The 13,549-nt window shown below is 62.7% G+C and carries 14 protein-coding genes; 9 read left to right on the top strand and 5 right to left on the bottom strand.

What is annotated here, in order from left to right; translation table 11 throughout:
• Positions 1–67: 67 nt before the first annotated feature.
• A complete protein-coding gene (locus ABNU55_RS01110) occupies positions 68–1,114 on the bottom strand; it encodes an acyltransferase family protein (protein WP_290754519.1) in 1,047 nt (348 codons plus the stop codon).
• 266 nt (positions 1,115–1,380) lie between these two features.
• Here ABNU55_RS01110 and ABNU55_RS01105 point away from each other — a divergent pair, with 266 nt between their 5' ends.
• From ABNU55_RS01105 to ABNU55_RS01085, 5 genes are all read left to right on the top strand, one after another.
• Positions 1,381–2,076: a response regulator transcription factor gene (locus ABNU55_RS01105; RefSeq protein WP_290754518.1), complete on the top strand. Its 696-nt coding sequence runs from the start codon at positions 1,381–1,383 to the stop codon at positions 2,074–2,076.
• An 86-nt stretch (positions 2,077–2,162) separates the two neighbouring features.
• Positions 2,163–3,137, top strand: a complete 975-nt coding sequence (locus tag ABNU55_RS01100; protein WP_290754517.1) for a GAF domain-containing protein — start codon at positions 2,163–2,165, stop codon at positions 3,135–3,137.
• Positions 3,138–3,283: 146 nt separating this feature from the next.
• The gene (gene adh, locus ABNU55_RS01095) at positions 3,284–4,804 is read left to right on the top strand and encodes an aldehyde dehydrogenase (protein ID WP_290754516.1); all 1,521 of its coding nucleotides are present in this window, start codon (positions 3,284–3,286) and stop codon (positions 4,802–4,804) included.
• 97 nt (positions 4,805–4,901) lie between these two features.
• Positions 4,902–5,930: an alcohol dehydrogenase AdhP gene (gene adhP / locus ABNU55_RS01090; RefSeq protein ID WP_290754515.1), complete on the top strand. Its 1,029-nt coding sequence runs from the start codon at positions 4,902–4,904 to the stop codon at positions 5,928–5,930.
• On the top strand, positions 5,902–6,285 hold the full coding sequence (locus tag ABNU55_RS01085) for a DUF779 domain-containing protein (protein WP_290754514.1): 384 nt from the start codon (positions 5,902–5,904) through the stop codon (positions 6,283–6,285). The genes adhP and ABNU55_RS01085 overlap by 29 nt, the downstream gene beginning before the upstream one ends.
• A 7-nt stretch (positions 6,286–6,292) precedes the next feature.
• Here the strand turns inward: ABNU55_RS01085 and ABNU55_RS01080 are convergent, their stop codons facing one another.
• Positions 6,293–6,814 (bottom strand): DUF1993 domain-containing protein, encoded by a 522-nt coding sequence (locus ABNU55_RS01080; RefSeq protein ID WP_290754513.1) that lies wholly within the window; start codon positions 6,812–6,814, stop codon positions 6,293–6,295.
• Between the two features lie 145 nt (positions 6,815–6,959).
• Here ABNU55_RS01080 and ABNU55_RS01075 point away from each other — a divergent pair, with 145 nt between their 5' ends.
• The 4 genes from ABNU55_RS01075 to ABNU55_RS01060 all read left to right on the top strand — a co-directional run bounded on the left by ABNU55_RS01075 (position 6,960) and on the right by ABNU55_RS01060 (position 9,851).
• Entirely contained in the window at positions 6,960–7,424 is a 465-nt protein-coding gene (locus ABNU55_RS01075; RefSeq protein WP_290754512.1) for a peptidylprolyl isomerase, read from the top strand.
• A 31-nt stretch (positions 7,425–7,455) separates the two neighbouring features.
• Complete coding sequence (locus ABNU55_RS01070; protein ID WP_290754511.1) at positions 7,456–9,066, top strand: stimulus-sensing domain-containing protein; 1,611 nt, start codon at positions 7,456–7,458, stop codon at positions 9,064–9,066.
• A gap of 84 nt (positions 9,067–9,150) precedes the next feature.
• The gene (locus tag ABNU55_RS01065; protein WP_290754510.1) at positions 9,151–9,555 is read left to right on the top strand and encodes a PTS sugar transporter subunit IIA; all 405 of its coding nucleotides are present in this window, start codon (positions 9,151–9,153) and stop codon (positions 9,553–9,555) included.
• Positions 9,552–9,851 carry an HPr family phosphocarrier protein gene (locus ABNU55_RS01060; protein WP_290754509.1) on the top strand — a complete coding sequence of 100 codons (300 nt, stop codon included), beginning with the start codon at positions 9,552–9,554 and terminating at the stop codon, positions 9,849–9,851. Before ABNU55_RS01065 ends, ABNU55_RS01060 begins: the two co-directional genes overlap by 4 nt.
• Before the next feature lie 12 nt (positions 9,852–9,863).
• Here the strand turns inward: ABNU55_RS01060 and ABNU55_RS01055 are convergent, their stop codons facing one another.
• From ABNU55_RS01055 to obgE, 3 genes are all read right to left on the bottom strand, one after another.
• Positions 9,864–11,252, bottom strand: a complete 1,389-nt coding sequence (locus ABNU55_RS01055; RefSeq protein ID WP_348764192.1) for an SLC13 family permease — start codon at positions 11,250–11,252, stop codon at positions 9,864–9,866.
• A gap of 130 nt (positions 11,253–11,382) precedes the next feature.
• Positions 11,383–12,498 (bottom strand): glutamate 5-kinase, encoded by a 1,116-nt coding sequence (gene proB, locus ABNU55_RS01050; RefSeq protein ID WP_348764191.1) that lies wholly within the window; start codon positions 12,496–12,498, stop codon positions 11,383–11,385.
• Positions 12,498–13,541: a GTPase ObgE gene (gene obgE / locus ABNU55_RS01045; protein ID WP_290759220.1), complete on the bottom strand. Its 1,044-nt coding sequence runs from the start codon at positions 13,539–13,541 to the stop codon at positions 12,498–12,500. Before obgE ends, proB begins: the two co-directional genes overlap by 1 nt.
• Positions 13,542–13,549: the final 8 nt, after the last annotated feature.

Below are 13,549 nucleotides of genomic sequence, written 5' to 3'. Positions count from 1 at the left end.
TCCATGCACCGCCGGTTTTCATGGAAACAGGGCCCACTTTCCGACGGGATAAACCCGCCATTTCCTCTCACGCCTTGGCCGTGCCGATACTCTCCTTGGCCGGGCGCGGCTTCTGGGAGCCGTTGATCCGGAACATGGCCGGACGCTCATAGAGGAAGCTCAGCGGGGTCTTGCGGATCACGGCGTGGAAGGCGAGCGGCGTGGTCACAGCGAAGACCAGGACCGCCAGCGACGCCCAGCCCACATCCGGGATCAGCCCCGTCATGGCCAGCCCCTTCTGGGCGGCCTTCATCGGAAGGAAGAAGGTGAGATAGATGACGATCGAGTGCTTGCCCGCATAGCGCATGAACTGGCCGATATCGAAACGCGCCAGCATCACGGCCACGGCGATAATGGCAAAAGCCCCCGCAAAACCAAGGACAAGGCTGATACCCGGCATGTCCGCCGCCCCGGCCTGGACAAGCGCGTAATTCATCACGGCCCAGACAGCGAGACTGGCCAGAAGCGCAAGGCCATTTTCACGCATTGCATCGGCCATCCGGAAGATCAGCGGCGCGAAGGCATAGCCTGCGAAGAAGAAGACATACCAGTTGGCAAAGCGTTCGGTCACCGACCAGCCGGGCGCGATCCAGCCCGCATAGAACGCCATATGTGCGATTGCGGCGGCTGCAAACACGAGCAGCACAGGCACGCGGCGCACGATGCGGGTCACCACATAGAAGAAGAGAAGCTGGTGAATGAACCACAGGCTCGAGGCCGGGAAGACAAGCTGTTTCAAAAAGATAAGCCCGACACCGGCCGGGTCCGACAGCAACATGTCCGCCTCGAAGGCAAGCGTCTGGATCGCCAGCCAGAGGATGTAGAAATAGGCAAAGTGGATCACCTTGCGGTCGATATAGTCGACCAGCGGCCCATTGATCGAGCGCGACAGGAAGAGACCCGCAATCAGGAAAAAGTCGGGCATTCTGAAGGGCCTGGCGAAGTCGACAACTTCATGCATCCAGCCTTCCGCGCCAACCATGTGGCCGTAGTTCAGCGTCGAATGCATCATCACCACCAGCGTGATGCAGATCCCCTTGCCATAATCGACCCAGTCCACGCGCGCTTTGGCCATCGTCTCGTCCTTCACCACTAGCCTGACAGGCGAGTTGCAAGTTTCATGCTCACTTTTCAGGATGCTCTCGTCCCGAATTGTGGCAGCCCCTGCCGCCACCTGCCCCCAAATTGCCCCATAGCCTTCCAAGCCTCGCCATAGGGACAGGCTCTGTTGGCATCGGGCCGGGGGCTTCCTCGATGGCGCGAACCGTGGTTCAACGCCCCGAAGAGACCGACCGGCCTTGATGACTGTTATAGCCGGAAATGGGTTGAGAGGAGGCTAAGATGACAACGCTGGCACTTGTGGACGACGACGAGAACATTGTCGCCTCACTCAAGATCTTTTTCGAAGCCGAGGGCTATAATGTCAAAACCTATCATGACGGCCTGTCTGCCCTCTCCGGCCTGACAGAGACCCCGCCCGATCTTGCCATCCTCGATGTGAAAATGCCCAAGATGGATGGCATGGAGCTGCTGCGGCGCCTGCGCCAGACGTCCGAGCTGCCGGTTATCTTCCTCACCTCCAAGGATGAGGAAATCGACGAGGTGATTGGTTTCAATATCGGCGCCGACGATTTTGTCCGCAAACCCTGCTCCAACCGCCTGCTGTCAGAGCGGGTGAAGGCCGTCCTGCGCCGCTCGCGCACCACCGAGGGCCAGGTGGAGGAAGGCGACCAGAAGCCGATCATCCGGGGCCGCCTGACGCTCGACCCGAACCGTCATGCCTGTTCCTGGGACGGCGAACCGGTGCGCCTCACGGTGACCGAATTCCTGATCCTGCAATCGCTTGCCCAGCGCCCCGGCTATGTCAAAAGCCGCGACCAGCTGATGGATGCCGCCTATGACGACCAGATCTATGTCGACGACCGCACCATCGACAGCCACATCAAGCGGCTGCGCAAGAAGTTCCGCGAGGTCGATGGCGAATTCGACGCCATCGAAACCCTCTACGGCGTCGGCTACCGCTATAATGAGAGCTGATCGCCAGTCACCTCGCCATGCGGCCTGAAAAGAAGTCGTTCGTTTTCCTCGCCGATCTGCTATGATGGACGCTGAGGAAGCGACAGATGGCCCACACAAGCCACACCAATCCAGCGTCGCATGCTGATCGCGTGCGTGAGGCCGCCGAGTCCAGAAATGGCGCGGCCAGCTCTGCGCTTGTGGCCTCATGGCGCCGGTCTCTGAAGCGTTATGGACTTGAGCCGGATGAACGCCGGACACCTGATTTTCTGACCCAGCAGGCGCTCAGACTCGCCCGCCAGCCGCTGGAGCAACTCCTCAGGGTCGCCTCCCCCTCGCTTGACCGGCTGTTCGGCTCTGTTGGCGAGGCAGGCTGTTCGGTGCTCATGACCAATGCTGAGGGCATCATCGTGGAGCGCCGCGGCATGGCGGGCGATGAGGCGGCCTTCCGCTCCTGGGGGTTGTGGGAAGGGGCAGACTGGTCTGAAGCGCGCGAAGGCACCAATGGCATCGGCACCTGCCTTGCCGAAAAGCGCCCGGTTACCATTCATCAGGAACAGCATTTTCATAGCCGCAATACGGCGATGAGCTGTATCGATGCCCCGATCTACGACCATCAGGGCGCGCTTGTCGCCGCCCTCGATGTCTCATCCTGCCGGGCGGACCTGACCGGCGCGTTTTCCCAGCTGATTGCCGCGAGCGTCTGCGACACAGCCCGGCGCATCGAATCCGACAATTTCCGCGCCCATTTCGAAGGCGCCCGCATCGTCATGGGCGAGCGGCACGGGCGCGCTGGCGCGGTCCTTCTGGCCATCGACAGCGATGATGTCGTCATCGGGGCGACCCGCGCGGCGCGTCAGGAATTCGCGCTTGGCGACGCACCGGATCTCGACCCGCGGCCGGCCGCAGATGTCCTGTCCGGCAGCCCGGCGAAGAGCGACCTTGCAGCGGCCGAACGCGCCGAGTTGAAGCGGGCCATCCTGCGCGCCAATGGCAATATGTCGGAAGCTGCCCGTTCCCTTGGCGTCGGGCGGGCAACGCTCTACCGGCGCATGAACCGGCTCGGTATAGAGCCCAGCTGATCAGATGATCGCCTGGCCTGTCTCAGCCCTGAGACAGGTTGCCTTCCCTACCTCACCACTGCGCGATGACCTGCGCCCAGGTGGGTCCGATACTCCCCTTCAAGCTGCCCGGCAGACAGGGCGGCGGACATGTAAGGGAGACAGACATGGACACGCAGACGCTCGGGCAAGGCCAGATGAAGGCGCCCTTCAAATCGCGGTACGACAATTTCATCGGCGGTAAATGGACAGAGCCGAAAGCCGGCCGCTACTTCGATAATATCTCACCGGTCAACGGCCGGGTCATCTGCCAGATCGCGCGGTCCGACGCGTCCGATGTCGAGGCAGCCCTCGACGCCGCGCACGCCGCAGCTGACAGCTGGGGCCAGACCCCCGTCGCCGAACGCGCGCTGATCCTGCACCGGATCGCTGACCGGATGGAAGAGAACCTCGAAGCACTCGCCATCGCGGAGACATGGGACAATGGCAAGCCTGTGCGCGAAACCATGGCCGCTGACCTGCCGCTGGCAGTCGACCATTTCCGCTATTTCGCTGGCGCGATCCGCGGCCAGGAAGGCGGGATCAGCGAGATCGACCATGACACGGTCGCCTATCATTTCCATGAGCCTCTGGGCGTGGTCGGCCAGATCATTCCCTGGAACTTCCCGCTCCTGATGGCGACATGGAAGCTCGCGCCGGCCCTTGCGGCGGGCAATTGCGTAGTGATGAAGCCGGCAGAGCAGACACCGGCCTCGATCTGCGTCCTGCTTGAACTTATCGGTGACCTTCTGCCACCGGGCGTCCTCAACGTCGTGCAGGGCTTTGGCCTTGAGGCCGGCAAGCCGCTCGCCTCCTCCAACCGGATCGCCAAGATCGCCTTTACCGGTGAGACGACAACCGGCCGCCTCATCATGCAATATGCGTCCGAGAACCTCATCCCGGTCACGCTGGAGCTTGGCGGCAAGTCCCCGAACATCTTCTTTCCGGATGTCTGCCGTGAGGATGATGACTATTTCGACAAGGCCATTGAGGGCTTTGTCATGTTCGCGCTCAATCAGGGTGAGGTCTGCACCTGCCCGTCCCGCGCACTCATTCATGAGTCCATCTATGACGAATTCATGGAACGCGCCCTCAAACGCGTCGCCGCGATCAAGCAGGGCAATCCGCTCGACAGCGACACAATGGTCGGGGCGCAGGCCTCGTCCGAGCAGAAAGAGAAGATCCTCTCCTATTTCGATATCGGTCGTCAGGAAGGCGCAGAAGTCCTGATCGGCGGCGAAGGCCTCACCCTGCCGGGCGATCTTGAAGGCGGCTTCTATGTGAAGCCCACCGTCTTCAGGGGCCACAACAAGATGCGCGTCTTCCAGGAAGAGATTTTCGGGCCCGTCGTGTCCGTCACCACTTTCAAGGACAATGACGAAGCGCTCTCCATCGCCAATGACACGCTTTACGGCCTCGGCGCCGGTGTCTGGTCGCGCGAAGCCAATACCTGCTACCGCTTTGGCCGCGCCATCAAGGCAGGCCGTGTGTGGACCAATTGCTACCACGCCTATCCGGCCCACGCAGCCTTTGGCGGCTACAAGCAGTCGGGCATCGGACGCGAGAACCACGCCATGATGCTGGATCACTATCAGCAGACAAAGAACATGCTGGTCAGCTACGCCCCGCAGAAGCTCGGCTTCTTCTAGGCGGCAATGTGCGGCGGCCCCAGGCCCGGGGCCGCCGTGCATGGCGCCAACGGCGCGATTTCCCCATCCCCCTTACGTTTCAAGGAAAGGTATTCCCATGACTGAGTCCACGATGAAGGCCGCCGTTGTCCGCGAATTCGGCAAGCCGCTTGTTCTCGAAGAAGTGAAGACACCGGAGCCCGGCCCCGGTGAAATCCAGGTGAAGATCGAAGCGTGCGGTGTCTGCCATACCGATCTGCACGCCGCCCATGGCGACTGGCCGGTAAAGCCCGAACCGCCCTTTATCCCCGGTCATGAAGGGGTCGGCTATGTTTCCGGTGTGGGCGCGGGGGTCACCCATGTGAAGGAAGGCGACCGGGTGGGCGTGCCCTGGCTCTATTCAGCTTGCGGCCATTGCGAGCATTGCCTCGGCGGTTGGGAGACGCTGTGCGAGAGCCAGCAGAACACAGGCTATTCGATCAATGGTGGATTTGCCGAATATGTCATCGCAGACCCGAACTATGTCGGCCATTTGCCCAAGGATGTGTCCTTTGTGGAAATCGCACCGGTCCTGTGCGCCGGTGTGACCGTTTATAAGGGCCTGAAAATGACGGACACCAAACCCGGCGACTGGGTGGTGATCTCGGGTGTGGGCGGCCTCGGCCATATGGCCGTGCAATATGCCAAGGCCATGGGCCGGCGCGTGGCGGCCGTGGATATCGACCCCTCAAAGCTGGCGCTCGCCAAGCAGCTTGGCGCGGAAGTGACCGTGAATGCCAGGGACACTGATCCGGCAAAATTCCTGCGTAAGGAAATTGGCGGGGCTCATGGCGCGCTGGTGACCGCCGTCTCGCCAATGGCCTTCGAGCAGGCCCTTGGCATGGTGCGCCGGGGCGGGACGGTGTCTCTGAACGGCCTGCCGCCCGGCGATTTCCCCCTGCCTATCTTCGACATGGTGCTGAATGGGATCACCGTGCGCGGCTCGATTGTCGGCACGCGTCTGGACCTGCAGGAATCGCTCGACTTTGCGGCCGCCGGCGCCGTTCGCGCTCATACTGCAACTGCGCGACTGGAAGAGATCAATGAGGTCTTCGACAAGATGGTGGAAGGAAAGATCGATGGACGGATCGTCCTCGACTTCGCCTGACACACCCCAGCGCGTGACCGCGACGCAGGCGGCATGTGACCTGATCGACGAGATACGCCGCGACCACCCCCAGATCCTGTTTCATCAGTCTGGCGGGTGCTGCGACGGGTCGAGCCCGATGTGCTATCCGGCCGACGACTTCAAACTTGGTGAGCGCGATGTGAAGCTCGGCGAGGTGAACGGTGTGCCGGTCTATATATCCGGCAGCCAGTTCGAGGCGTGGAAGCACACGCAGCTGATCCTGGACGTGGTGCCGGGCCGTGGCGGCATGTTCTCGCTGGACAATGGACGCGAGCGGAGATTTCTCACCCGCTCGCGTGTCTTCACCGATGAGGAAATGGCCGCACTCGGCTGAAGCGGCGCTAGCCCTTCAGCTGAAGCTGGCCGAGATAGTCGCGCTTGCCGATCGGGACAGCCTTCATGCGAAGGATGTTATAGGCCGTCGTGGCGTGAAAATAGAGGTTCGGCTTGGAGAAGGAGAGAAGGAAGCCTTCTGCGGTGAAGGGCATGGACATCTCGCCAAGCTTGAAGACCACGTCCTTGCCCGCCCACTCATTGACCTGTTCGGCCTTCATCGCCGCCAGTGTCTGAGAGGTTTCTGCAAGCTTGGCCTGGAAGCCGGCATAGTCAAGAGTCTCGAGCTTGTTCGGCGGCCCGAATTCGCCCCGGCGCACGCCTTCCAGCGCCCCGAGAGAATGGTGCATGACAGAGTGAAGCTGGAAGGTCAGCGGCAGCATATCCGAATGGATACACTCGCCCAGAAGGTCGTCGGGCTTGAGGCCGCGCGACTCATAATGCTGCGCGCCCTTTTCGAGCACACCCTGAACAGAACCGACGATCTGCTGCATGGGCGGGACAACCGCTTCATATATTGAAAGGCTCATACGCTCTTCTCCTCCTGGCTTGTGGTGTGGCTTGATCGCTAATGTGCTCTTCAGCCCACGGCAAGGGAGTGTGAAGGAGGGTTTGCCGCAACGGCCCCTGAGGCTTATGCCGGAAGGCGAAACCGACGAAATACGGAGATACGTCATGGCAGACGCCGAAAACACAATTCTGATGGAAACCACCAAGGGCCCGGTGAAGATCGAGCTTCGCCCGGACCTTGCCCCCAACCATGTTGCCCGCATCAAGGAACTGGCGCGCGAGGGCTTCTATGACGGGATCGTCTTCCACCGCGTGATCGACGGCTTCATGGCGCAGGCCGGCTGCCCGAACGGCACCGGCACGGGCGGCTCGGACAAGCCGGACCTCAAGGCAGAGTTCAATGACGAGCCGCATGTGCGCGGTGTCTGCTCGATGGCCCGCACCAATCAGCCGCACTCGGCCAATTCGCAATTCTTCATCGTGTTCGACGATGCCCGCTTCCTCGACAAGCAGTACACCGTCTGGGGCCAGGTCGTCGAAGGCATGGAGAATATCGACCAGCTCAAACGCGGCGAGCCTGTGCGCGAGCCCGATTCCATCAAGTCGATGAAGGTCGCCGCTGACGCCTAAGACAGCAGACCGACGAGAGCCGGCAGGGAAGATGGCAGACAGAGAGCCCACAAGGCGATCCAAGCAGCGGCGAGGCGCGAACCTTCTCTCCTCGCGCATTGCGCGGCTGATCTTCGCCTCGAACCTTGCCGGCCTCGCCATTCTCATCCTGGGCGCCATGGTGCTCAATGAGATGCGGGCGAGCTTTGTCGTTGCCAAGAAGCAGGATCTGGTCGGACAGGCACAGGTCTTCTCGAATTTGCTGGCCGAAGGAGCGACCTTCGGCCAGCCACAGCCTGTCCTGGACGAAAATCTGGCCCGCGCGACGCTGGCCGATCTTTCTCTGCCGATTTCCATTCGCGGCAAGGTCTATCAGCCGGATGGCGAACTGGTCGGCGACAGCTATTTCCTCTCCGACCGGGTCGTCGTCTCCTCCCTGCCCACGCTGCAGGAGCCGAGCCAGCTGTCACGTTGGGGCCGGGCGCTGTCGGAATGGGCGGTCTCGACCTTTGGCGCCATTGTGCCCGACCGCGGCGGCGACGCGGTACGCACGCAGACCTTCGAGGACGAGTTCGCGGTCGCAGCCGCCGGCGCCGAGGCGGCGAGCCAGCGTTTCAACGATCGCGGCCAGCGCATCATCTCGGTCTCCGTGCCCGTCCAGCACGTTTCTGCCGTGGTCGGCGTCCTGACGCTGGAATCCAATGATATCGACGAGATCATCCGCGCCGAACGCGCGGCCCTCATTCCTTTTATCGGCGTGGCCGTCCTTGTCGCCCTGATCACGTCAGGCCTTCTGACAATCGGGATCGCCCGCCCGCTGCGCCGGCTCTCGGCTGCCGCCGACGATGTGCGCTCCGGCTCAACGCAGAAGCTCGACCTGCCGCGGATTACCCGCCGCCGCGACGAGATCGGCGCGCTTGCGACCTCCATGGAAGCGATGACCGAGGCGCTGTTTGAACGCATCACTTCGAATGAACGCTTTGCCGCCGATGTCGCCCATGAGATCAAGAACCCGCTGACCTCCATCCGCTCTGCCGTGGAGACGGCCGAACGGGTGAAGGACAATCCCGAAGCGATGGCGAAGCTTCACAAGGTGATCGCCCACGATGTCGGCCGGCTCGACCGGCTGATCACTGACATCTCCAACGCGTCTCGCCTGGAGGCCGAAATCACCCGCGTGCCGACCGAGACGATGAATATCGCCCGCTTCGTGCAGGAAATCGTCTCCACCTATGAGCATCTCAAGCTGGACGGGAACGGGCCGACCGTGACGTTTGAGGATGCCACAATGGGGGCAGACCTGCGTGTGCGCGGACGGGAAGGCCCACTAGGCCAGGTGATCCGCAATCTGGTCGACAACGCCCTCTCCTTCTCGCCGCCTGAGGGCACAGTCGCGGTTCGGATCGAACAGGGCCGTATCGGGCCCCAGACCACTGCACGCATCCTGATCGAGGATGACGGCCCCGGCATCCCGGAGGACAAGCTGGAGAAGATTTTCGACCGTTTCTATACCGACCGCCCTAAGGGCTCTGCCTTCGGGCGAAATTCGGGTCTTGGCCTTTCCATCGTCGCGCAGATTGCCGCAACCCATATGGGACGGGTCTGGGCGGAGAACCGGGACGCTGGCGGGGCACGTTTCGTCGTTGAATTGCCAGCCAGCTAGCGCGGTCTAGATCTTATCTGACTTGACCTGACCGGCGAAGCTGTCAGCATCCTGTTTACGAGGGAATACGGACTAGAAATTCTGATGATTGGGATTGTGGTTGTGAGCCACGGGAAGCTGGCCCGGGAGCTTGTCAGGGCGACAGAACATGTCGTCGGCGAGCAGGACTATTTCCGTTCCATCTCCATCGAAGCCGAAGACGATATCGATGCGCGCCGGGAGCAGATCCGCGAGACCGTCGCGGCATGCAATACCGGCAAGGGTGTCATCATCGTCACCGACATGTTTGGCGGCACGCCCTCCAATCTTGCCATTTCCGTCATGCCCGATGCCAAGATCGATGTGATCGCCGGGGTCAATCTGCCGATGCTGATCAAGCTCATAGAGGTGCGGGAAACCGAAAAACTGGCCGATGCGGCAAAGGCTGCGCGAGATGCCGGGCAAGCCTATATCCGGATCGCCTCTGAAGTCATGGACAAGACCGCATGAGCGCGGATGGCGAAAGCGTGGTCGAGCGCCGTGTGCGCATCGTCAACCGCAAGGGCCTTCATGCGCGCGCCTCTGCCAAGCTTGCACGCCTCGCCGTGACCCTGCCCGAGCAGATCTTCATCATTCGCAATGGTGAGACGGCGAACGCCCACTCCATCATGGACCTTCTCATGCTGGCCGCCCATCAGGGTAGCGAGGTGGATGTGCGCGCCAGCGGCCCCGAAGCGGCCGCCTCTGTCGATTCGGTCTGCGCCATGATCGCCGATGGTTTTGGCGAAAGCGATGAAGACGACTAGGCCGGCACGCCCTTAAAGGAAAAGCGGCGCCAGCCAGTAGCCGATGGCGCTGATGATCACGATCCCGATCAGATTCACGCGCAGGCCGCGCTTCATCATCTCTGCAATCGAAACCTCGCCGCTGGCATAGATGATCGCATTGGGCGCGGTTGCGACAGGCAGCATGAAAGCGCAGGAGGCGGCTACGGCCGCAGGCGCCAGCAGGCTTTCAGGCGCCGTCCCCACCCCGATGGCGAGGGCGCCCAGAATGGGTGCGAGCGTGGTCATGGTTGCGACGTTCGAGGTCAATTCTGTCAGGAAGAGGACCAGGGCGACCACCGCGACGATAAAGACAAAGGCGGGCAGCACAGACAGAATGGCGAGCTGGCTGCCGATCCATTCCGAGAGGCCCGTGCGGGTCACAGCATTACCGAGGGCGATGCCGCCGCCAAACAGGATAAGCACGCCCCAGGGCAGACGCTCGGCCTCTTCCCAGTTGAGAAGGGCGCGGCCCTCATCGCGACTGGCGGGGACGAGAAACATGAGGATCGCACCGAAGATGGCAATCATCATGTCGACCTGGGCGCCGCTATAACTGGCAAGAGTGTCCCAGCCTGCCGAGTCCAGCGCGCCCACGATGAGAAGACGCATCACCCAGAGAAAGGCGATCAGGCCGAACACGGCAGCGGCGCGCGCTTCAGGCGTTGTGATTCTGCCAAGCGCGCGGCGCTGTTCCTCAATCTCGTCATGGGCGGCAGCCCCCGATGCGCCCGCGGGAAGGTCCCGTGTGACGACCCACCAGGCCGTGGGCACCAGGAGCGCCGCTGCTGGAATACCGAAGGCCATCCATTGCGGGAACCCAATGGTCGCGCCCGCTTCGGCCTGCAGCCAGTTGATGGCAATGAGATTGGTCGGTGTGCCGATGGGTGTCGCCACCCCGCCAATGGAGGCGGCGTAGCAGACCCCCAGCAGCAGGGCGACCGAGAAGGCGCGGTGTTGCTCGCCCCCGATGGCAGCCGCCGCCGAGATGGCAATCGGCACCATCATCAGCGTCGTCGCCGTATTGGAAATCCACATGGACAGGAGCGCTGTGGCGATCATGAAGCCGAGAACCAGCATGCGCGGCGCCGTTCCGACATGGGAGACCACGTTGAGGGCGATACGCTTGTGCAGGTCCCACCGCTCGATCCCCATGGCGATGACGAAGCCACCGAGCAGCAGAACGACGATATGGTGCATATAGTCGCCGCCCACCGCGCGGGGCGTGCCGGCATCTATCAGTGGCAGCACAACCAGCGGCAGAAGCGACGTCGCCGGAATGGGAATCGCCTCTGTCGCCCACCAGACGGCCATCCAGGCCAGAAGGCAGGCCGTACCCCAGGCTGCCCAGTCGAGACCTTCGGGCACACCGATCCCTGCCATGAGCAGAGCCAGCAGCGGCCCGAGCCACAGTCCTATACGCTTCGGTGTTATGGGCGTCCCCTCCCCGTCAAAAACGATCAGCGCTGACAGTGGTCAGCCTGACCCCGCTTCGTCAAGAAGCCAGGCGGTTTCAGCTATCCAGAACAAGATCATCGCGATGAATGATGGCAGGACGACCACGATAGCCAAGCCGTGCCTCGATTTCGTCACTATGCGCGCCGGCCAGTCGCTGGACATCGGCCGCGTCATAGGCGGTCACCCCCTTTGCGACCAGCTCGCCGCCCGGGCCCTTTATTGCAACAGCGGCGCCTTTCTCGAAACGCCCCTCTACCCCTGTCACCCCCACGGCCAGCAGGCTTGAACCTTTGAGAAGAGCGCACATCGCCCCGGCATCGACACGGATGGCGCCCTCAGGCGTCAGATGACCCTTGAGCCAGGCCTTGCGCGCGGTGTCCGGCGAGATCGGCGGGATAATCCAGGTTGCCCGTTCACCGCTCTCCAGGGCATGGAGGGGGCGGGGGCGTTCGCCCAGCGTGATCGCCGTGGCGCACCCGGCCCCGAACGCAATCTTTGCCGCGGCCAGCTTGGTCGCCATGCCGCCTGAGCCCACGCCCGTCTCAGCATTGGCTGAGCCAGCCATCGCCTCATGTTCCTCGGTCAGCTCCAGCACTTCAGCGATGTGCGAAGCCGCCGCGTCCTTGCGCGGGTCGGCGGTGTAGAGCCCATCAATGTCAGACAGAAGCACCAGCACGTCGGCACTCAGCATCTGCGCGACGCGGGCGGCCAGCCGGTCATTGTCGCCATAGCGGATTTCCTCGGTGGCGACCGTGTCGTTCTCGTTGATGACCGGCACGGCGCCCGCGGCCAGAAGCGTGTCGAGGGTCGCGCGCGCATTCAGCCAGCGGCGGCGGCGCTCAGTGTCTTCAAGCGTCAGGAGGGCCTGCGCGGCCTTGATACCATGGGGCGCAAAGGCGCTGGCAATGGCCGACATGAGAAGCGGCTGGCCGAGCGCGGCGGCAGCCTGCTTTTCTTCAAGCTTCTTCTGGCTGCCCTTGCCCAGATGGGGCCGACCCAGTGCGACCGCACCGGAGGAGACCCAGACAACCTCCTTGCCGGCGGCCCGCAAGGCGGCGATGTCGCCCGCCAGCGCGTCCAGCCAGGCCTGACGCGGCGTGCCCTTTGACGCGATGAGGGCCGATCCGGTCTTGATGACAATCCGGCGGGCGGGTCCAAGCGGCGAGGCCATCAGGGGCGCCAGTCCTCTTCGTCCTCGCCTGCTTCCTCGATCTCGGCCTCGTGAAGATCACCAAGATGACGGGCAATCGCCATAAGCGCCTCACGCACGCCGGTCCGTGCCACAGAAGACAGCCGCATGGGCTTGCGTCCGCAAGCGGCTTCCAGCTCGGCCGCCTGCTCGTCGACCATTTCCTCTGTCAGCGCGTCCACTTTGGTCAGCGCGACGATTTCCGGCTTGTGGGCCATTTCAGGCTGATAGTCCTCCAGCTCCTTGCGGATGGTCCGCCAGGCGCCTGCGACATCGTCCTGCGTACAGTCGATGAGGTGGAGCAGGACCTTGCAGCGCTCCACATGACCCAGGAAGCGGTGGCCGAGACCGGCGCCTTCTGCCGCACCCTCAATCAGACCCGGAATGTCGGCCAGCACAAAGCGCGTGCCGGGGCCAAGATCCACCACGCCAAGGCCCGGATGGAGCGTGGTAAAGGGATAGTCTGCCACCTTTGGCTTCGCCGCCGTGGCCGCACGCATGAAGGTGGACTTGCCGGCATTGGGTAGGCCCAGAAGACCGGCATCCGCAATCAGCTTGAGGCGCAGCCAGACCGTGCGCTCCTCGCCCTCCTCGCCCGGATTGGCGCGGCGCGGCGCGCGGTTGGTCGATGTCTTGAAATGCAGATTGCCCCAGCCGCCATTGCCGCCGCGCGCCAGAAGCACGCGCTGGCCGACCTCTGTGAGGTCCGCGATCAGCGTTTCCTGGTCTTCCTCGAAAATCTGCGTGCCAACGGGTAGTTTGACGATCTTGTCCTCACCGCCCCGGCCGTGACGCTGCTTGCCCATGCCATGGCCGCCACGTTCAGCCTTGTGATGCTGCTGGTAACGATAGTCGATCAGCGTGTTCAGCCCCTCGACCGCTTCGGCATAGACATGGCCGCCGCGTCCGCCATCGCCGCCGTCGGGGCCACCGAACTCCACATAGGCTTCGCGCCGGAAGGAGGAACTGCCACGTCCGCCATCGCCGGCCTTCACATAGATCTTGGTCTGGTCGAGAAATTTCATTGTTCGTC

The sequence above is a fragment of the uncultured Henriciella sp. genome, from assembly GCF_964005855.1.
GTDB lineage: Bacteria > Pseudomonadota > Alphaproteobacteria > Caulobacterales > Hyphomonadaceae > Henriciella.
The sequence above is the reverse complement of the archived record's forward strand: the minus strand, read 5'-3'. Positions and strand labels throughout refer to the sequence as shown.